Origin of the sequence: Pseudocitrobacter sp. 73 (genome assembly GCF_008369545.1) — a bacterium.
In the GTDB taxonomy this organism is placed as follows: domain Bacteria; phylum Pseudomonadota; class Gammaproteobacteria; order Enterobacterales; family Enterobacteriaceae; genus Pseudocitrobacter; species Pseudocitrobacter vendiensis.
In genome coordinates this window covers 17,483-34,532 of the sequence record NZ_VTZO01000004.1, presented here as the reverse complement: position 1 = coordinate 34,532, position 17,050 = coordinate 17,483, and the positions used below count along the sequence as shown (strand labels likewise).

17 protein-coding genes are annotated in these 17,050 nt (G+C 54.6%); 8 read left to right on the top strand and 9 right to left on the bottom strand.

Annotation, left to right across the window (positions count from 1 at the left end):
- The first annotated feature begins 281 nt into the window (after positions 1-281).
- Positions 282-3,398 (top strand): multidrug efflux RND transporter permease AcrD, encoded by a 3,117-nt coding sequence (acrD, locus tag F0Q32_RS02770; RefSeq protein ID WP_149461876.1) that lies wholly within the window; start codon positions 282-284, stop codon positions 3,396-3,398.
- Between the two features lie 110 nt (positions 3,399-3,508).
- On the opposite strand, the gene ypfM is transcribed toward acrD, so the two are convergent.
- Together ypfM and F0Q32_RS02760 are read right to left on the bottom strand one after the other, a co-directional pair.
- The gene (ypfM, locus tag F0Q32_RS02765) at positions 3,509-3,568 is read right to left on the bottom strand and encodes a protein YpfM (protein ID WP_001386977.1); all 60 of its coding nucleotides are present in this window, start codon (positions 3,566-3,568) and stop codon (positions 3,509-3,511) included.
- A gap of 137 nt (positions 3,569-3,705) precedes the next feature.
- Positions 3,706-3,924 carry a hypothetical protein gene (locus tag F0Q32_RS02760; RefSeq protein WP_149461875.1) on the bottom strand — a complete coding sequence of 73 codons (219 nt, stop codon included), beginning with the start codon at positions 3,922-3,924 and terminating at the stop codon, positions 3,706-3,708.
- 113 nt (positions 3,925-4,037) lie between these two features.
- Between F0Q32_RS02760 and F0Q32_RS02755 the strand changes: the two genes are divergently transcribed.
- From F0Q32_RS02755 to F0Q32_RS02745, 3 genes are all read left to right on the top strand, one after another.
- Positions 4,038-4,412, top strand: coding sequence for an ArsC family reductase (locus F0Q32_RS02755; RefSeq protein WP_149461874.1), 375 nt, complete (start codon positions 4,038-4,040; stop codon positions 4,410-4,412).
- 104 nt (positions 4,413-4,516) lie between these two features.
- Complete coding sequence (gene dapE, locus F0Q32_RS02750; protein ID WP_149461873.1) at positions 4,517-5,644, top strand: succinyl-diaminopimelate desuccinylase; 1,128 nt, start codon at positions 4,517-4,519, stop codon at positions 5,642-5,644.
- A 24-nt stretch (positions 5,645-5,668) separates the two neighbouring features.
- Positions 5,669-5,872 (top strand): YpfN family protein, encoded by a 204-nt coding sequence (locus tag F0Q32_RS02745; protein WP_108473434.1) that lies wholly within the window; start codon positions 5,669-5,671, stop codon positions 5,870-5,872.
- Positions 5,873-5,906: 34 nt separating this feature from the next.
- Here F0Q32_RS02745 and ypfH read toward each other — a convergent pair whose 3' ends face one another.
- The 6 genes from ypfH to dapA all read right to left on the bottom strand — a co-directional run bounded on the left by ypfH (position 5,907) and on the right by dapA (position 12,456).
- Entirely contained in the window at positions 5,907-6,605 is a 699-nt protein-coding gene (gene ypfH / locus F0Q32_RS02740) for an esterase (protein WP_149461872.1), read from the bottom strand.
- 74 nt (positions 6,606-6,679) lie between these two features.
- Positions 6,680-8,689 (bottom strand): tRNA(Met) cytidine acetyltransferase TmcA, encoded by a 2,010-nt coding sequence (locus F0Q32_RS02735; protein WP_149461871.1) that lies wholly within the window; start codon positions 8,687-8,689, stop codon positions 6,680-6,682.
- Between the two features lie 8 nt (positions 8,690-8,697).
- Positions 8,698-9,567, bottom strand: coding sequence for a neutral zinc metallopeptidase (locus F0Q32_RS02730; protein ID WP_149461870.1), 870 nt, complete (start codon positions 9,565-9,567; stop codon positions 8,698-8,700).
- A 137-nt stretch (positions 9,568-9,704) separates the two neighbouring features.
- Positions 9,705-10,418 carry a phosphoribosylaminoimidazolesuccinocarboxamide synthase gene (purC, locus tag F0Q32_RS02725; RefSeq protein ID WP_149461869.1) on the bottom strand — a complete coding sequence of 238 codons (714 nt, stop codon included), beginning with the start codon at positions 10,416-10,418 and terminating at the stop codon, positions 9,705-9,707.
- Positions 10,419-10,526: 108 nt separating this feature from the next.
- Positions 10,527-11,561, bottom strand: a complete 1,035-nt coding sequence (gene bamC, locus F0Q32_RS02720) for an outer membrane protein assembly factor BamC (protein ID WP_149461868.1) — start codon at positions 11,559-11,561, stop codon at positions 10,527-10,529.
- 16 nt (positions 11,562-11,577) lie between these two features.
- Positions 11,578-12,456, bottom strand: a complete 879-nt coding sequence (gene dapA, locus F0Q32_RS02715; RefSeq protein ID WP_015963466.1) for a 4-hydroxy-tetrahydrodipicolinate synthase — start codon at positions 12,454-12,456, stop codon at positions 11,578-11,580.
- A 155-nt stretch (positions 12,457-12,611) separates the two neighbouring features.
- Between dapA and F0Q32_RS02710 the strand changes: the two genes are divergently transcribed.
- Both F0Q32_RS02710 and bcp read left to right on the top strand, forming a co-directional pair.
- A complete protein-coding gene (locus F0Q32_RS02710) occupies positions 12,612-13,184 on the top strand; it encodes a glycine cleavage system transcriptional repressor (protein WP_149461867.1) in 573 nt (190 codons plus the stop codon).
- Positions 13,184-13,654, top strand: coding sequence for a thioredoxin-dependent thiol peroxidase (gene bcp / locus F0Q32_RS02705; RefSeq protein ID WP_013365301.1), 471 nt, complete (start codon positions 13,184-13,186; stop codon positions 13,652-13,654). The genes F0Q32_RS02710 and bcp overlap by 1 nt, the downstream gene beginning before the upstream one ends.
- A gap of 135 nt (positions 13,655-13,789) precedes the next feature.
- Here bcp and F0Q32_RS02700 read toward each other — a convergent pair whose 3' ends face one another.
- Positions 13,790-14,854: an AI-2E family transporter gene (locus F0Q32_RS02700; RefSeq protein WP_149461866.1), complete on the bottom strand. Its 1,065-nt coding sequence runs from the start codon at positions 14,852-14,854 to the stop codon at positions 13,790-13,792.
- Positions 14,855-15,078: 224 nt separating this feature from the next.
- Here F0Q32_RS02700 and bepA point away from each other — a divergent pair, with 224 nt between their 5' ends.
- Both bepA and arsC read left to right on the top strand, forming a co-directional pair.
- Positions 15,079-16,542 (top strand): beta-barrel assembly-enhancing protease, encoded by a 1,464-nt coding sequence (gene bepA / locus F0Q32_RS02695; RefSeq protein WP_149461865.1) that lies wholly within the window; start codon positions 15,079-15,081, stop codon positions 16,540-16,542.
- 37 nt (positions 16,543-16,579) lie between these two features.
- Positions 16,580-16,939 carry an arsenate reductase (glutaredoxin) gene (arsC, locus tag F0Q32_RS02690; RefSeq protein WP_149461864.1) on the top strand — a complete coding sequence of 120 codons (360 nt, stop codon included), beginning with the start codon at positions 16,580-16,582 and terminating at the stop codon, positions 16,937-16,939.
- Positions 16,940-17,050: the final 111 nt, after the last annotated feature.

Genomic DNA, 17,050 nt, shown 5'->3' with positions numbered 1-17,050 from the left:
CCATTTGCCCAGGAATGATGACTATTTAGCACTATGCTGTGGCAGATCAAAAAATTTCATCTTAAATGAAATTACGTTTCATTCAGTTAATGGCAAGATCCCCGCTGAAAACTTCTTGTAACGTGACCGTAATAATCTTGACGAAATGCCTGTCTATGCAGAAAAGCGGCATGATAATTTACACTATCTCCTTAATTTCTCCACGATTGCCGGAAGCCTTGCGGCTAGAGTGTTCGGAGCATTGGCGTCATTAAAAATACGTATAACGAGGTCTCTTCCTGATGGCGAATTTCTTCATCGATCGCCCCATTTTTGCCTGGGTGTTGGCAATCCTGTTATGTCTGACGGGAACCCTGGCTATTTTTTCATTGCCGGTTGAACAATATCCCGATCTTGCGCCGCCGAACGTGCGCATCACCGCGAACTATCCAGGGGCGTCCGCGCAAACGCTGGAGAACACCGTCACCCAGGTTATCGAGCAGAACATGACCGGCCTTGATAACCTGATGTACATGTCATCACAAAGTAGCGCGACCGGACAAGCGAGCGTGACGCTCAGCTTCCTTGCAGGTACCGATCCTGATGAAGCCGTTCAGCAGGTGCAAAACCAGCTGCAATCGGCGCTGCGTAAACTGCCGCAGGCGGTGCAAACTCAGGGCGTCACGGTTCGTAAAACCGGTGATACCAACATTTTGACCATCGCTTTTGTCTCCACTGACGGCAGCATGGATAAACAGGATATTGCTGACTACGTCGCCAGTAATATTCAGGAGCCACTCAGCCGCGTGAACGGCGTGGGCGATATTGATGCCTACGGTTCGCAATACTCCATGCGTATCTGGCTGGACCCCGCCAAACTCAATAGTTTCCAGCTCACCACCAAAGACGTTACCGACGCGATATCCTCACAAAACGCTCAGGTCGCCGTCGGTCAGTTGGGGGGAACGCCTTCTGTGGATAAGCAGGCGCTGAACGCCACCATAAACGCGCAGTCGCTGCTGCAAACGCCGCAGCAGTTCCGCGATATCACGCTGCGCGTTAACCAGGACGGTTCCTTCGTCACGCTTGGCGATGTGGCTGAAGTCGAAATGGGTGCGGAAAAATATGATTATCTGAGCCGCTTTAACCGCAATGCCGCCTCGGGCCTCGGGGTGAAACTCGCGTCAGGCGCCAACGAAATGGCAACCGCGGAGCGGGTTATCGCGCGTCTGGATGAACTTAAAGACTATTTTCCGCGCGGGCTGGAATACAAAGTCGCTTATGAAACGACCTCGTTCGTTAAAGCCTCCATCACCGATGTGGTAAAAACCCTGCTGGAAGCCATTCTGCTGGTGTTCCTGGTGATGTACCTGTTCCTGCAAAACTTCCGTGCGACGCTTATCCCAACCATCGCCGTTCCGGTGGTGTTAATGGGGACCTTCGCCACCCTCTATGCCTTCGGCTACAGTATCAACACCCTCACCATGTTCGCGATGGTGCTGGCAATTGGCCTGCTGGTGGATGATGCCATCGTGGTGGTCGAGAACGTCGAACGCATCATGAGTGAAGAGGGGCTGACGCCCCGGCAGGCAACACGTAAATCGATGGGGCAAATTCAGGGCGCGCTGGTGGGCATTGCGATGGTGCTCTCGGCGGTATTCATCCCGATGGCGTTTTTCGGCGGCACCACGGGGGCCATCTACCGTCAGTTCTCGATTACGATTGTCGCGGCGATGGTGCTTTCAGTGCTGGTGGCAATGATCCTCACTCCTGCCCTGTGCGCAACGTTGTTGAAGCCCATTCATAAAGGGGAATCCCAGCATACGAAGAAAGGTTTCTTTGGCTGGTTTAACCGCGTCTTTGATACCAGCTCGCGTCGTTATGAATCGGGCGTGGCTAAAATTCTGCATCGCAGCCTGCGCTGGATAGTGATTTACGTTCTGCTGCTGGGCGGCATGGTATTCCTGTTCCTGCGTCTGCCGACCTCCTTCCTGCCACAGGAAGATCGTGGCATGTTCACCACCTCTGTGCAGTTGCCCAGCGGCGCAACCCAGCAGCAAACGCTGAAAGTGGTGCAGAAAGTTGAAGATTACTTTTTCGCCAACGAGAAAGATAACGTCACCTCGATTTTCGCCACCATCGGTTCCGGCCCTGGCGGTAACGGGCAAAACGTGGCGCGTATGTTTGTGCGCCTGAAGGACTGGGACGATCGCGACGCCAAAACCGGTACCTCCTTCGCCATTATTGAGCGTGCGACCAAAGCGTTTAACAAGATTAATGAAGCCCGCGTTTTTGCCAGCAGCCCGCCAGCCATTAGCGGCCTGGGCAGTTCCGCCGGGTTTGATATGGAGCTTCAGGACCACGCCGGAGCCGGCCACGATGCGCTAATGTCAGCGCGTGACCAATTGCTGGAAATGGCGGCCAAAAATCCCGATCTGACGCGCGTGCGCCACAACGGCCTTGATGATAGCCCGCAGTTGCAGGTCGATATTGACCAGCGTAAAGCGCAGGCGCTCGGCGTATCGATTGATGATATCAACGACACCCTGCAAACCGCGTGGGGCTCAAGCTATGTGAACGACTTTATGGATCGTGGCCGCGTGAAGAAAGTGTACGTTCAGTCGGCGGCGAAATATCGCATGCTGCCGGAAGATATCAACCTGTGGTATGTGCGTAACCAGTCCGGTCAGATGGTGCCGTTCTCCGCCTTTGCGACCTCGCGCTGGGAAACCGGTTCACCGCGTCTGGAGCGTTACAACGGTTATTCGGCGCTGGAGATTGTCGGTGAAGCCGCGCCGGGCGTCAGTACCGGGACGGCAATGGATATCATGGAAAATCTGGTGCGCCAGCTTCCGGCGGGTTTTGGCCTCGAATGGACGGCGATGTCCTATCAGGAACGGCTTTCCGGCGCGCAGGCTCCGGCGCTTTATGCTATCTCATTGCTGGTGGTGTTCCTCTGTCTGGCCGCGCTGTATGAGAGCTGGTCGGTGCCGTTCTCGGTGATGCTGGTGGTTCCGCTGGGGGTTATCGGCGCATTACTGGCAACCTGGATGCGCGGACTGGAGAACGACGTCTATTTCCAGGTGGGGCTGTTGACCGTGATTGGGCTATCGGCGAAGAACGCCATACTGATTGTCGAATTTGCTAACGAGCGAAATCAGGAAGGGGAAGACCTGCTTCAGGCAACGCTGGATGCCTGCCGTCAGCGTCTGCGCCCGATTCTGATGACATCGCTGGCATTCATCTTCGGTGTACTGCCAATGGCTACCAGCACCGGCGCAGGCTCTGGCGGACAGCACGCCGTGGGTACCGGCGTGATGGGCGGGATGATTTCCGCAACGGTGCTCGCTATCTTCTTCGTGCCGCTGTTCTTTGTACTGGTACGCCGTCGTTTCCCGTTGAAAGAGAAGCCCGAGTAACCTCTTATCGCAGCCAACAAAAAAGGCGACTGGTCAGTCGCCTTTTTATTTGTACGTCCGTACATATAATGAGAAGAAGAACAGCGCGCCCTTAACTCACAATGCTGGAATCATTTACGAAGCATAACTTCGATAAAGTCTTTCCAGTTCCCCAGTTCACGTTCAATCATAACAGCCTCTCTTATTATTATGCTTATCTTACGTGGAATTTTATGGCCTGTGAAGATCGTTTACCCTATTGCTATGATTGTTGCCTCCAGGACTGCTTTCACTTCTTGCGGTAACTATGGGCCCGCTGAATATAAAATTATGTGATGCACAGCAACATTTTGAAATAGTTTACCCGCACCGCATTTAATGGAGAAAAACAGACGTCAGAAACTGTTATAACGGCCATAATGGTAGCGCCGGGGCGTGATTCCTGCTCGCCAGAAGCCTGCATTGTTGCGTTCATCTTTCCAGCCAATAACTTACCTTTCCTGCTCTCGGCAGAAATAGTATGCATCTCCAGTGAAATTTTATTCATCAGCCTTTGGAAATCACGCTGAATTAATTGATAATACGGATTGCTAAGAGTATTCCGTGTATATTTGTTCTCTCATTACACCTGCTAATTGATAAAAATAAGGATGCCAATACATGATCACCCTTTATGGAATAAAAAATTGTGACACCATAAAAAAAGCCCGTCGCTGGCTGGATGAACACCAGGTCACCTATCGCTTTCATGATTATCGCGCCGATGGATTAACGGCAGAATTATTAGCCACCTTTATAAATGAGCTGGGTTGGGAAGCGCTGCTCAATACACGTGGCACCACGTGGCGCAAACTGGATGAATCCGTTCGCGCCGGTGTCAATAACGCGGATAGCGCCGCGGCGATAATGCTCGAAATGCCAGCAATCATCAAACGCCCATTGCTCTGCGCGCCCGCACAGCCTATGCTGCTGGGTTTTAGTGATGAACGTTACAGCCAGTGGCTTGCCGACATCGCCCCGGCAGCCGGTCAATAAACCGCCTGTCAGCAACAGCACACTCGGTGCGAAGCACGCGAACTGACGTCGTACCGATGAAGAAAACACGCAAACATCAGCAGTTAATCAATGAGGTGTAGTCTATGTCTTGCCCGGTCATTGAGCTGGCTCAGCAGCTTATTCGCCGCCCTTCCCTTAGCCCCGATGATGCGGGCTGCCAGGCGCTAATGATTGAACGCCTGCGCGCAGCGGGTTTTACCATCGAACATATGGATTTTGGCGATACGCAGAATTTCTGGGCGTGGCGCGGTCAGGGAGAGACGCTGGCTTTTGCCGGTCATACGGATGTCGTACCTTCCGGCGATGCCGATCGCTGGATCAACCCCCCCTTTGAACCCACCATCCGCGACGGCATGTTGTTTGGCCGCGGTGCGGCAGATATGAAAGGTTCGCTGGCCGCCATGGTGGTCGCCGCCGAGAGATTTGTCGCGCAGCATCCGCATCATCAGGGGCGACTGGCATTTCTCATCACCTCCGATGAAGAAGCCAGCGCGACAAATGGCACGGTGAAAGTCGTTGACGCGTTAATGGCGCGCAACGAGCGTCTGGACTACTGCCTGGTGGGCGAACCGTCGAGCACCGAAGTGGTGGGCGATGTCGTGAAAAATGGCCGTCGCGGCTCGATGACCTGTAACCTGACGATCCACGGTGTTCAGGGCCATGTGGCCTATCCGCATCTGGCCGATAACCCGGTTCACCGCGCCGCGCCGTGGCTCAACGAGCTGGTGGCAGTTGAGTGGGATCAGGGTAACGACTTCTTCCCGCCAACCAGCATGCAGGTAGCGAATATTCAGGCGGGTACCGGCAGCAATAACGTGATTCCGGGCGATCTGTTCGTGCAGTTTAACTTCCGTTTCAGCACCGAACTGACCGACGAAATGATTAAGGCGCGCGTGATTGCGCTGCTGGAAAAACATCAGTTGCGCTACAGCGTTGAGTGGTGGATTTCCGGGCAGCCGTTCCTGACTGAACGCGGTAAACTGGTCGATGCGGTGGTCAACGCCATTGCGCACTATAATGAAATTAAACCGCAACTGTTGACGACGGGCGGCACATCGGATGGTCGATTTATCGCCAGAATGGGCGCACAGGTGGTGGAACTGGGTCCAGTCAACGCCACTATTCATAAAATTAATGAATGTGTGAACGCTGCCGATTTGCAACTGCTGGCGCGGATGTATCAGCGCATTATGGAACAGCTTGTCGCCTGACAACACATTTAAGAGGTAACGCACATGGACTGGCTGTCAAAATACTGGTGGGTTCTGGTACTGGTGTTTCTGGTTGGCGTAATGATCAACGTGATTAAAGATCTCAACCGCGTCGATCACAAAAAATTCCTCGCCAATAAGCCGGAGCTTCCTCCGCATCGCGACAACAACGCGAAGTGGGACGAAGACGACGATTGGCCGAAGCACGATCAGTCGAAAAAACCGTAATAATAAACGGGCCGGAAATCCGGCCCATTTTGTTTTAAAGCATCTCTATGAGATCGTCATTCTTCGGTGTACTGCCGCTTAACGCTTCATCGAAGTAATGTTTCGGAATAGTGTAACGCAGATGATCGAGTGCAAACTGCATACTGTGTTCGTCAATCGCGTGCCCCAGATCGTCTACGATATCGAGCGTCACATCGCCGCCGGCTGCTAATAAAGCTTCCTGCCCCGCCACAGCATGCGCAAGATCGATAACCCGGTCTTCACCACCGTGAATCAAATGCACCGTCGTGGTTGTCGATGCGGTTTCTGGCAACGTCGCATAACGGCCATTAAAGGCAATAACGCGGGATGCCAGATGGGGTTCCGCTTTAACGCTCTCAAGCGACATAATCGCGCCCTGCGAGAAACCAATTAATGCGGTTGCCAGCGGGCCAACGCCGCTCTGTTTTTGCCAGTAGCGTACGGTTTCGATAAAGGTTGGCATAATCGCATCCACGCGCGCCTGACGATTCTCTTCGGTCACACCCTGTACAGAGAACCACTGACGCGCCGGAGCCGGGCCACAAGGCTCTGCGCCGCCGATGCTTACAATGAGCGCATCAGGAAACAGCGGTGCGAACCAACTGCCAATTTGCCCCATTGCCACCGGGTTATCACCCACGCCATGGAACAACAGCAGCAGCTGTTGCGCGGGTTTAGCGGGGCTTTGAACGACAAAATGATCGTGTTTCATGGCTATCTCCTTTGTTACCGCACAGTTTACGCTGGCCGGAAAGAATGACCATGCCATTTAACTGAATGAGATAGTTAAAAAAATTGCACCTGCTTTATCCGTTCACGAAGCTGTTCGGTTCGCGCGTGATTAAGCCCAAACATCGCCTGGGCGACCTCTTCCCGTTGTCGGATAAGCAGCGCTTTACGCCCATGAAGACCCAGCGTTGCGCAAAGTTTAGCTTCATCTTCCCGCGCTAATCTGCGGCGCAGCGCCGTTAATGCTAACGGGCTGAGAGAAGCCAACAGATGCAGATTACCCAGCGTAGCCAGCAACGGGCGATGAGCAAACGCAAACCCCGCCAGATCCCACCACGCTTCATCATTAAGCATAGACTCCGGCCCCGGCGGCAGCGTCAATTTCTCATCGACCCACCCTTGCAGCCAGCGCCACTCCTGGCATAAACGTAAATGCTCATGCCGCGTCAGCTCTTTTCCGGCATCGGTGAGCGGGAACAGCGCCATCGCCGCATAACAGCCGCTGCTGGCTTCGCGCTGCGTGCCGATGCGCACCAACGTAAAGCCACAGCGTTGCCAGAACTGCCAGAGTGCTTCGGTATAGCCAAAGCTAACGGAGAGATAATCGCAGCCCGCGGCGTGCTTACAGGCACGGGCGATGAGCGCAGAACCGATACCCTCGCGCTGGCGCAAAGGGTGCACAGCTACCCGGCTAATGCGCCGACCGATCAATGTTGCCGCCAGCGGGCTACCGCCGTGTGCGGCGAGCGACTGCGCCACCAGGTTACCGCGCGGTCGACGAAAACCCGCCCATACCGCCTGACTTAATTCGGCACGCAATCCGCCTTCATCCACCAGCCACAGCGCACCTGCCAGGCCATTCGGCGTGTCGGCTGCGATAAAATGTTGCCCCGGTGCATCCATCATCCGCCGGAGATCGAGCGGTGAGGTGCGATAGTGCGCACCGGACAGTAGCTGATACATCGCCGTGGGGAGCTTAGGTTGCGACAACCATTGCGCCTGTTCTATCGCCCTGAAACTTAACAGGCCGGACGGGGAAACGGTAAAGCTATCGTCAGCAAAAATCAGCAGATCATTCACCACCGCTTCCAGCGGGCAGCCCTGAGCCCAGCGAACGGGCGTGTTGAGGGTAAATTGCCGGAGCGCGGGAAAACGCGCGCAGAACTTGAGCAGGAATCCCCGCCCCGTGCCTTCATAGCCCTGAACAGTGGTGGTCAGTAAAAGATGTGGGAATCGTAAGGCGAGTTTTTCCAGCAGCGGAGCGGGAATAGCGGCGGCTTCATCCACCACCAGCCAGTCTGCGGTTTCCGTAGAAGCCAGCAGGGCGTCCGGCGCCATAAAGTGAAAACGCTCGCCGGCAAAAGCAGCAATCACGTCAGCAGATGCCCGCGTCGGCGCAGTCACGATGGCCCGCCCCTTCAGGCTGCGGATGTGCATCCCCGCCAGTGCCGATTTGCCACGCCCACGCTCGGCGGTAATGGCGGTCACGCCCCCCGGATTGATCGCCAGCTTGTTGAGGATCGTGGCTTGTTCCGCATCCGGCTCACCACTGGCACGCAGCCAGTGTGGGCGCGAGGGAAAATTGACCTCCGGGAATGCATCCCCCTGTCGCCACAGCAGTGCTTCCGGGCTTTCGCGCAATACTTCGCAAAAATGGTGCACAAAGCGCGGTGTGGCAATCGCTTCTGGCGAGTCGCTCCAGCGCAAGGAATCGGCATCCGGCTGATGAGGCCATCGCACCCATTCCGGCACCAGCAGCAACAGCCAGCTTCCGGCACGCAACGTACCGGCAAGCGCGGCAAAAGCAGAGACATCGAAAGCCTGGCGGGCATCAAAGATGGCGTGCTGAAACTCGCGCCCCAGCAACGTCACCAACTTTGCTGGCGCGCAGTACGGCTCCGCTTGCGCTTCGGGCCCCACCCACAATACGTCTGTCTGAGCGGCGTCACGAAAGGCTTGTGCCTGCTGCTGTGCCCAGCGTGACTCGCCGCTGATAACCAACAAGCGGCGTACACCTTCCTGCGCCATGCGCGGCGCGAGAGCGAAAAGTTCATCCATGATGGCGATTCATTAACTTACAGCATTTTGCCAAACGTATTGCACTGCGCCGGGTCACCACTATCCAGGCCGCGTTTCAGCCAGGTAAAACGCTGCTGTGATGTGCCATGTGTAAAGCTATCCGGTACGACGCGTCCCTGACTCTGCTGCTGAAGACGGTCGTCGCCAATCGCTTGCGCCGCGTTAAGCGCTTCTTCCAGATCGCCCGGCTCCAGCACGCCCTGCTGCTGCATCGCGTGGCCCCAGACGCCTGCAAAGCAGTCCGCCTGCAGTTCCATGCGCACAGAGAGTTGATTCACTTGTGATTCGGACGCATTCTGCTGCATCTGGCGGACTTTTGGCTCGATACCCAGCAGCTTCTGCACGTGGTGCCCTACTTCATGAGCAATCACATAGCCCTGAGCAAAGTCGCCATCCGCGCCCAGTTTCTCCTTCATATCATCGTAGAAAGAGAGATCGATATATACCGTGGTATCCGCCGGGCAATAGAATGGGCCCATGACCGACTGGCCCGTGCCACAACCCGTACGCGTCGCGCCGCGATACATCACCAGTTTCGGTACCTGATAAGTTTTACCCATTTTTTCGAACTGCTGGGTCCAGGTATCTTCGGTGGTCGCAAGTATTACCGAGGTGAATTTGGCGGCTTCGTCATCCTGAGGGCTAACGCTCCGCTGTTGGGAGGATTGCTGTGATACCGGTTCTCCGGTCAGAAAGCCTGTAAGATCGACGCCGTAATAGCCCGCGACAACCACGACAATCAACAGAATGATGCCGCCTTTCCCGCTGGGAATACGAATGTTTCGCCCGCCGCCTGAAATCGGCGAGCCGGAATCATTTCGTCTGTCTTCAACATTGTCGCTTTCGCGACGACCTTGCCAACGCATATCTACCTCGAACCTATCCTATTAATTATAGTTATGATCGTAGGCGGTTCAGACAAGGATTACCACAGGAAATAACGGGGAAATTCAGAGGGTGCAGGCACCCTCTGTGAGGCAGTGACTCAGGAGACTCAGGAGACTCAGTCCAGGTTAACACCCAGACGACGTGCCACTTCTTCGTAAGCTTCAATCAGACCGCCCAGACTCTGGCGGAAACGGTCTTTATCCATTTTATCCATGGTTTGCTTATCCCACAGACGGCTACCGTCCGGCGAGAATTCGTCACCCAGTACGACTTCGCCTTTGAACAAACCAAATTCCAGTTTGAAATCGACCAGAATCAGGCCCGCATCATCAAACATTTTTTTCAGAACATCGTTGGCTTTGAAGGTCAGTTCTTGCATACGTGCGAGGTTTTCTTTGCTCACCCAACCAAAGGTTTCGCAGTAAGATTCATTAACCATCGGATCATGCATCGCATCATTTTTCAGGAACAGGTCGAACAGCGGTGGGTTCAGCTCGATGCCTTCTTCGATCCCTAAACGTTTCACCAGCGAGCCTGCCGCACGGTTACGCACTACGCACTCTACCGGCACCATATCCAGTTTTTTCACCAGACATTCGGTGTCAGAGAGCAGACGTTCCATCTGAGTCGGGATACCCGCTTCTTCCAGTTTGGTCATAATGAAGTGGTTGAACTTGTTGTTCACCATGCCTTTACGATCGAACTGCTCAATGCGCGCACCGTCCCCTGCTGACGTATCGTTACGGAACTCGAGCACCAACAGATCCGGGTTTTCCGTACTGTAGACGGTTTTCGCTTTACCACGATACAACTCAGCTTGCTTTTGCATCTTTATTACTCCTGGTGAGATTTAACGATAAACTTGCCGCTTTTCTGCCGACGCACACGTTTGCGTATCATATCAGAAAAAAGGGCCGGATTGCTCCAGCCCTGAATATTACTTGCTAAACGCTGCCTGGAAGACGGCGACCAGCGCGTCGTTCTGAGACTGCGTCAGGGTATGACCTTTCGGGTCGATGAATTGCAGACTGCTGCGGTTATCGAGGTCACCGACCTGCAGTTTGTAATCACCGGAGACCAGACCCGGATCGGTCGCACCCAGTTCCTGCCAGCTGCTGTCAGACAGCGGCTTGTAGGTCACGTTGATGCTGCCCTGAGAACGGGTACTGTCGGTCACTTTCATGCCCACTTTTTCCAGCACGCCAGGCAGACGTTGCCATACCTGGTTGAACGGACCACGTACCACCAGCATTGGCAAGCCCGTGTCATCCGCTGCGCTCTGCACATCGAAGGAAGACCCTGCCGTGCTCTGAGAAGCATTCTGCGCGGCGGTGGCGTTCTGATCGAGACCTGCGGAGATAACGTTCAGCATCTCGGCGCTGTAGCGCTGCAGCGATGCAGTATCGGCAACCGGTTTGCCCGCTTGTTCCAGGTTAACCAGTTTAACCACTACGGCCTGTTGGTAGCCCTGTGGTTTTACGGAGACTTGATAACGACCACGGTACTGCTGGTCTTCATCGAGACGGTTCCACTCAACCCAATCGGTGGTTAACGTTTGGGTGGCATCATCACGTTTATCGATGGTGTAGTTTTTACCCTGAAGGATGCTCACTACCTGCGGCCACAGGTTACCGCTACGGCCGCTTTCAACCAGTAGCGTGGCGGTATCGCCCGTGAACTGCGTGCGCGCACCAGAAACCAGCGCCAGAGGCTGTGCCGGCGGACGGATGTCCAGGGCTTTACCTACTGCGCCGCTACCGTTAGCAACCGGAATGTTATAATCACCGCGTTGAACCGGCAGGATCATGCCAGCCGGCGCGTGAAGTTCACTTAACGGCGCGGCATCCAGATAGGATTCATCGCCGCTCACCTGGCGCTTATAACGCGAGTCGGAACTGCACGCTGCAAGCAGCAGGACAAGTGAAACACCCGCAACCTTTGCCAGGCGCGACTTCTGTACTGAGTAAGCCATCAAATCTCCCTAAACTTTACAGCAAACCGGCGTGCTTCATTGCAGAGGCGACGATATCACGACCGTGGTCGGTGATAGGTGTCATCGGCAGACGCATCGTATCGGTTGCTACAAGTCCCAACTCCTTACACGCCCATTTAACCGGGATAGGATTGGGTTCGACAAATAATTTATTGTGCAGCGGCATCAGACGATTATTGATGACGCGCGCTTTCGCAAACTCGCCAGCCGCGGCCAGCTTACACATTTCTGCCATATCACGCGCAGCAACGTTTGCAGTGACGGAAATCACACCCTGACCGCCAAGCTGCATGAAGTCCAGACCCGTGGCATCATCACCGCTCAGCAGGATGAAATCGTCTGAAACCAGCTCTTTGATCTGGTGAACACGACTTAAGTTCCCTGTTGCTTCCTTGATTGCGATAATATTTTTTATTTCAGCCAGACGACCCACGGTTTCTGGCAGCATATCGCAACCCGTACGAGACGGCACATTATACAGAATTTGTGGCAAGTCAGTATGTTCTGCGATCGCTTTAAAGTGCTGGAACAGACCTTCCTGAGTTGGACGGTTGTAGTAAGGAGTCACGGTCAGGCAACCGACTACGCCGGTGTTGTTAAAGCGCTGGGTCAGGCTTATCGCCTCTGCGGTGGCGTTCGCCCCGGTGCCCGCGATAACCGGAATACGGCCATCGGCCAGCTCTACGGTCATCATCACGACATCGCCATGCTCGTCGTGGCCAAGCGTCGCCGATTCTCCAGTCGTCCCTACAGATACAATCGCCGAGGTCCCGTTGGCGACATGGTAATCAATCAGTTTTTTCAGGCTTGAACGGTCGACATTACCTTTCTCATCCATCGGCGTGACAAGCGCTACAATACTTCCCGTGAACATGGAGCCATCCTCTGTGCTGACGTGCGGACATGAGTCTCAATGGTACGTTTGGTACCGTAATAAAAGCAAGCGACTGAAGCCCCTCAGAATGTTGTATGCCGGTTTTTTTTATGCTTTCCTAGGGAATACCTCACCTTTTTAAAGGAAGCACCGGTTTGACAGCCACATTACAACACTATTTGGTCATTACAGCTCTGGGGGCCGATCGCCCTGGCATTGTCAATACCATCACGCGTCACGTCAGTAGCTGCGGCTGCAACATCGAGGACAGCAGGCTGGCCATGCTGGGTGATGAGTTCACTTTCATCATGCTGCTTTCCGGTAGCTGGAATGCGATCACCCTGATTGAGTCCACCCTGCCATTGAAAGGGGCCGAACTGGATCTGCTGATTGTGATGAAGCGCACCACCGCGCGACCACGTCCGGCGATGCCTTCCACCGTGTGGGTACAGGTTGAGGTGCCTGATTCTCCGCATATTATCGAACGCTTCACCGCGCTTATCGATTCATGGGAGATGAACATTGCCGAACTGGTTTCCCGAACCCAACCCGGCGATGAAAGTGCGCAGCCACAGCTGTTTATTCAGATAACCGCGCACAGCCCGGCTACGAAAAATGCATCAAATATTGAGCAAGCGTTCAAAGCCCTATGTACAGAATTGAATGCACAAGGCAGTATAAACGTCATAAATCATTCCCAGCATGACGAACAAGATGGAGTTGCCTAATGAACCCACTGAAAGCCGGTGACATCGCACCGAAATTTAGTTTGCCCGATCAAGACGGCGAGCAAGTAAATTTGACCGACTTCCAGGGACAACGCGTACTGGTCTATTTCTACCCGAAGGCCATGACGCCGGGCTGCACCGTGCAGGCCTGCGGTCTGCGCGATAATATGGATGAACTGAAAAAAGCGGGCGTGGAAGTGCTGGGCATCAGCACCGATAAGCCGGAAAAACTCTCCCGCTTTGCCGAAAAAGAGCTGCTGAACTTCACCCTGCTGTCCGATGAAGATCATCAGGTTTGTGAACAGTTTGGCGTCTGGGGCGAAAAGTCCTTTATGGGCAAAACCTACGACGGTATCCACCGCATCAGTTTCCTGGTTGATGGCGATGGAAAAGTTGAGCACGTCTTTGATGATTTCAAAACCAGCAATCACCACGACGTGGTGCTGAACTGGCTTAAAGAGAGCGCCTGATGCGCTACGCTTATCAGGCCTACAAGGTTTCTGCAATATTTTGTAGGCCGGATAAGGTGTTCACGCCGCATCCGGCATGAACAAAGCGCACTTTGCCAGCGTTCTTAAGCCGACGTTTTCGCGTCGGCTTTTTATTTACTCTTCGTCGGCCACCAGACCATCCGGCCAGGCATGCATCACCGCTTTAATCAGCGTCGCCAGCGGAATGGCGAAGAAAACGCCCCAAAATCCCCACAGCCCGCCGAAAATCACCACCGACAGAATAATCACCAGCGGATGCAGATTCACTGCTTCAGAAAAGAGCACCGGCACCAGCAGGTTACCATCCAGGGCCTGAATAATGAGGTACACCGCAAACAGGCTCCAGAACTCGGTCCCCAGGCCAAACTGGAACAGCGCCACGCACACCACCGGAATGGTGACCACAAACGCGCCGATATAGGGAATCAGGACGGAGAACCCCACCAGCACTGCGAGCAGCAGCGAATAGTTGAGGCCGAACAGAATAAAGCCTATCCAGGTCGCTACGCCGACCACCACCATTTCCAGCACCTTGCCGCGAATGTAGTTGGTTATCTGCTGATTCATCTCTTTCCAGACTAACCCGGCCAGACCGCGGTTACGCGGCAGCACGCGGCGCACGGCGTTCAGCATCTGCTCTTTATCCTTCACCAGGAAAAAGACCATTAACGGCACCAGCACCAGATAAACCGCCAGCGTCAGCAGGCCGACCAGCGAAGCCACCGAATATTTCACCACCGAGTCGCCCATGGTCTGCATGCGCGCGCGCATATTTTCCGCCATCGCATCGATGATGCCTGCGTCCATCAGCGCCGGATAGCGACGCGGCAGCGTGGCGGCAAAATCAGAAAGCTTATTGAGCATGCCGGGCATATCGCGAATCAGATAGATACCCTGCTGCCAGGCTACCGGCATCACCACAAAGGCCATCAGTAGCAGAATACCGACAAAGACGACCAACACGGCGGTGGTGGCCCAGCGTCGCGACCAGCCGAGTTTCTCCAGACGAATGGTGGGCCACTCCAGCAAATACGCGAGCACAATCGCCACCAGCAGCGGCGCCAGCAGGCCGCTAAAGAAAAACAGGATACCGAAACCGGCCACCAGAATAACCAGCAGCGCTATCGCTTCCGGGTCACTAAAACGGCGGCGATACCACTGCATCAACATTTCGAGCATATAGACTTCCCTGACGCACATTGGCGGATCACAGTGTCCGAATTGTATCTAAATGTCACAGAAAAGACTTCGCTTTTTCTATTTATCGACACAAACAGCAAAAGTTATGTGAATATCATTTTCAACCTCTATGAGGCCAGATAAACTGCCCAAACAGCCATTCAGGGAACGTAACGCCGCCCTGTCGGTCAAACTGAAACATCCCACATTACAGGACAGAGGTTATGTTCAGGCAGTTGAAAAAAACGCTGGTGGCATCCCTTATTGCAACGCTCACGCTCGGCCAGGTAGCCCCCGCTTTTGCGGATGCGGCTGATACGTTGCCTGATATGGGCACCTCCGCAGGAAGCACGCTCTCCATTGGTCAGGAGATGCAAATGGGGGATTTCTACGTACGCCAGCTGCGCGGCAGCGCGCCACTGATTAATGACCCCCTGCTGGTGCAGTACATCAATACGCTGGGGATGCGTCTGGTGTCGCACGCCTGGTCGGTACGTACGCCGTTCCACTTCTATTTAATCAACAACGACGATATCAACGCCTTCGCCTTCTTCGGCGGTAACGTGGTGCTGCACTCGGCGTTGTTCCGCTATTCCGATAACGAAAGCCAACTGGCATCGGTCATGGCGCACGAAATATCCCACGTCACCCAGCGCCATCTGGCACGAGCGATGGAAGACCAGAAACGTAACGCTCCGCTCACCTGGGTTGGCGCACTCGGCTCAATCTTGCTGGCAATGGCCAGCCCGCAGGCAGGGATGGCGGCGCTGAGCGGTACGCTCGCTGGTACGCAACAGAGCATGATAAGCTTCACCCGTCAGAATGAAGAAGAAGCGGATCGTATCGGCATTCAGGTGTTACAACGATCCGGTTTCGACCCGCAGGCGATGCCGGCATTCATGGATAAATTGCTCGACCAGGCGCGCTACTCATCACGCCCGCCGGAAATGCTGCTGACTCACCCCCTGCCGGAAAGCCGTCTGGCCGATGCGCGTAACCGCGCCAACCAGATGAAACCGATGGTGGTGCAATCCTCCGCTGATTTCTATCTGGCGAAAGCGCGTACGCTTGGTATGTATAACTCCGGGCAGAATCAACTGACCAGCGATCTGCTCGACGCCTGGTCAAAAGGCAATGTTCGCGAACAAAATGCCGCGCAGTATGGCCGCGCGCTTCAGGCGATGGAAGCGAAGAACAACGCGCAGGCGAGTAACCTGCTGCGCCCATTACTGGCCGCCGACCCGCAAAACCCCTGGTATCTTGACCTGGCGACCGATATCGATCTGGGCCAGAACAAAGCCGCCGACGCCATTACCCGCCTGAAAAGCGCGCGCGATCTGCGCACCAACCCGGTGCTGCAGCTCAACCTGGCCAACGCCCTGCTGGAAGCAGGCCAGGCGTCCGAAGCGGTGAAAATTCTTAACCGCTACACGTTTAATTATAAAGATGACACCAATGGTTGGGAGCTGCTGGCACAGGCGCAGGCTAAACTGGGCCATCGCGATCAGGAACTGGCCGCCCGAGCCGAGAATATGGCGTTAGTGGGAAGGCTCGACCAGGCGATTTCTCTTCTGAGCAGCGCCAGCGCCCAGGTCAAACTCAGAAGTCTGGAACAGGCGCGCTACGACGCGCGTATCGACCAGCTTCGTCAATTACAGGAACGTTTCCGCCCTTACACGAAAATGTAAGGCCGGAGCAAAAAACGTCAGAATCACGGGAGATTTTATGACTGATGCGGTAAAAATTTACCATAATCCGCGCTGCTCCAAGAGCCGCGAAACCTTAAGCCTGCTGAAAGCCAACGGCGTTGAGCCGGAAGTGGTGCTTTATCTGGAAACGCCGCCCGATGCGCAAGGCATCAAGCAGTTGCTGCAAATGCTGGGCATGAACAGCGCCCGTGAACTGATGCGCCAGAAAGAAGATCTCTATAAATCACTCAATCTGGCCGATAACCAACTGACTGAAGCGCAACTGATTCAGGCGATGGTTGAGAACCCGAAACTGATTGAACGCCCGATTGTGGTCAGCAATGGCCAGGCGCGAATTGGCCGCCCGCCGGAGCAGGTTCTGGAAATCGTTAGCTAGTGTGAGTTTACCGCAGCCGTGTTTTACCGGCTGCGGCCCATTCCGTCCCCCTGAAATGCGAGCATTTACGTCGTTCTGATGCAACGTTGCATGCGAGTGAATGTTCTCCTG

Excerpts from the sequence above, each read along its gene's own strand:
- acrD (WP_149461876.1), top strand. The coding sequence starts at position 282 with ATGGCGAATTTCTTCATCGATCGCCCCATTTTTGCCTGGGTGTTGGCA.
- F0Q32_RS02760 (WP_149461875.1), bottom strand. The coding sequence starts at position 3,924 with ATGAATAAAATTTCACTGGAGATGCATACTATTTCTGCCGAGAGCAGG.
- F0Q32_RS02755 (WP_149461874.1), top strand. The coding sequence starts at position 4,038 with ATGATCACCCTTTATGGAATAAAAAATTGTGACACCATAAAAAAAGCC.
- dapE (WP_149461873.1), top strand. The coding sequence starts at position 4,517 with ATGTCTTGCCCGGTCATTGAGCTGGCTCAGCAGCTTATTCGCCGCCCT.
- F0Q32_RS02745 (WP_108473434.1), top strand. The coding sequence starts at position 5,669 with ATGGACTGGCTGTCAAAATACTGGTGGGTTCTGGTACTGGTGTTTCTG.
- ypfH (WP_149461872.1), bottom strand. The coding sequence starts at position 6,605 with ATGAAACACGATCATTTTGTCGTTCAAAGCCCCGCTAAACCCGCGCAA.
- F0Q32_RS02730 (WP_149461870.1), bottom strand. The coding sequence starts at position 9,567 with ATGCGTTGGCAAGGTCGTCGCGAAAGCGACAATGTTGAAGACAGACGA.
- purC (WP_149461869.1), bottom strand. The coding sequence starts at position 10,418 with ATGCAAAAGCAAGCTGAGTTGTATCGTGGTAAAGCGAAAACCGTCTAC.
- bamC (WP_149461868.1), bottom strand. The coding sequence starts at position 11,561 with ATGGCTTACTCAGTACAGAAGTCGCGCCTGGCAAAGGTTGCGGGTGTT.
- dapA (WP_015963466.1), bottom strand. The coding sequence starts at position 12,456 with ATGTTCACGGGAAGTATTGTAGCGCTTGTCACGCCGATGGATGAGAAA.
- bcp (WP_013365301.1), top strand. The coding sequence starts at position 13,184 with ATGAACCCACTGAAAGCCGGTGACATCGCACCGAAATTTAGTTTGCCC.
- F0Q32_RS02700 (WP_149461866.1), bottom strand. The coding sequence starts at position 14,854 with ATGCTCGAAATGTTGATGCAGTGGTATCGCCGCCGTTTTAGTGACCCG.
- bepA (WP_149461865.1), top strand. The coding sequence starts at position 15,079 with ATGTTCAGGCAGTTGAAAAAAACGCTGGTGGCATCCCTTATTGCAACG.
- arsC (WP_149461864.1), top strand. The coding sequence starts at position 16,580 with ATGACTGATGCGGTAAAAATTTACCATAATCCGCGCTGCTCCAAGAGC.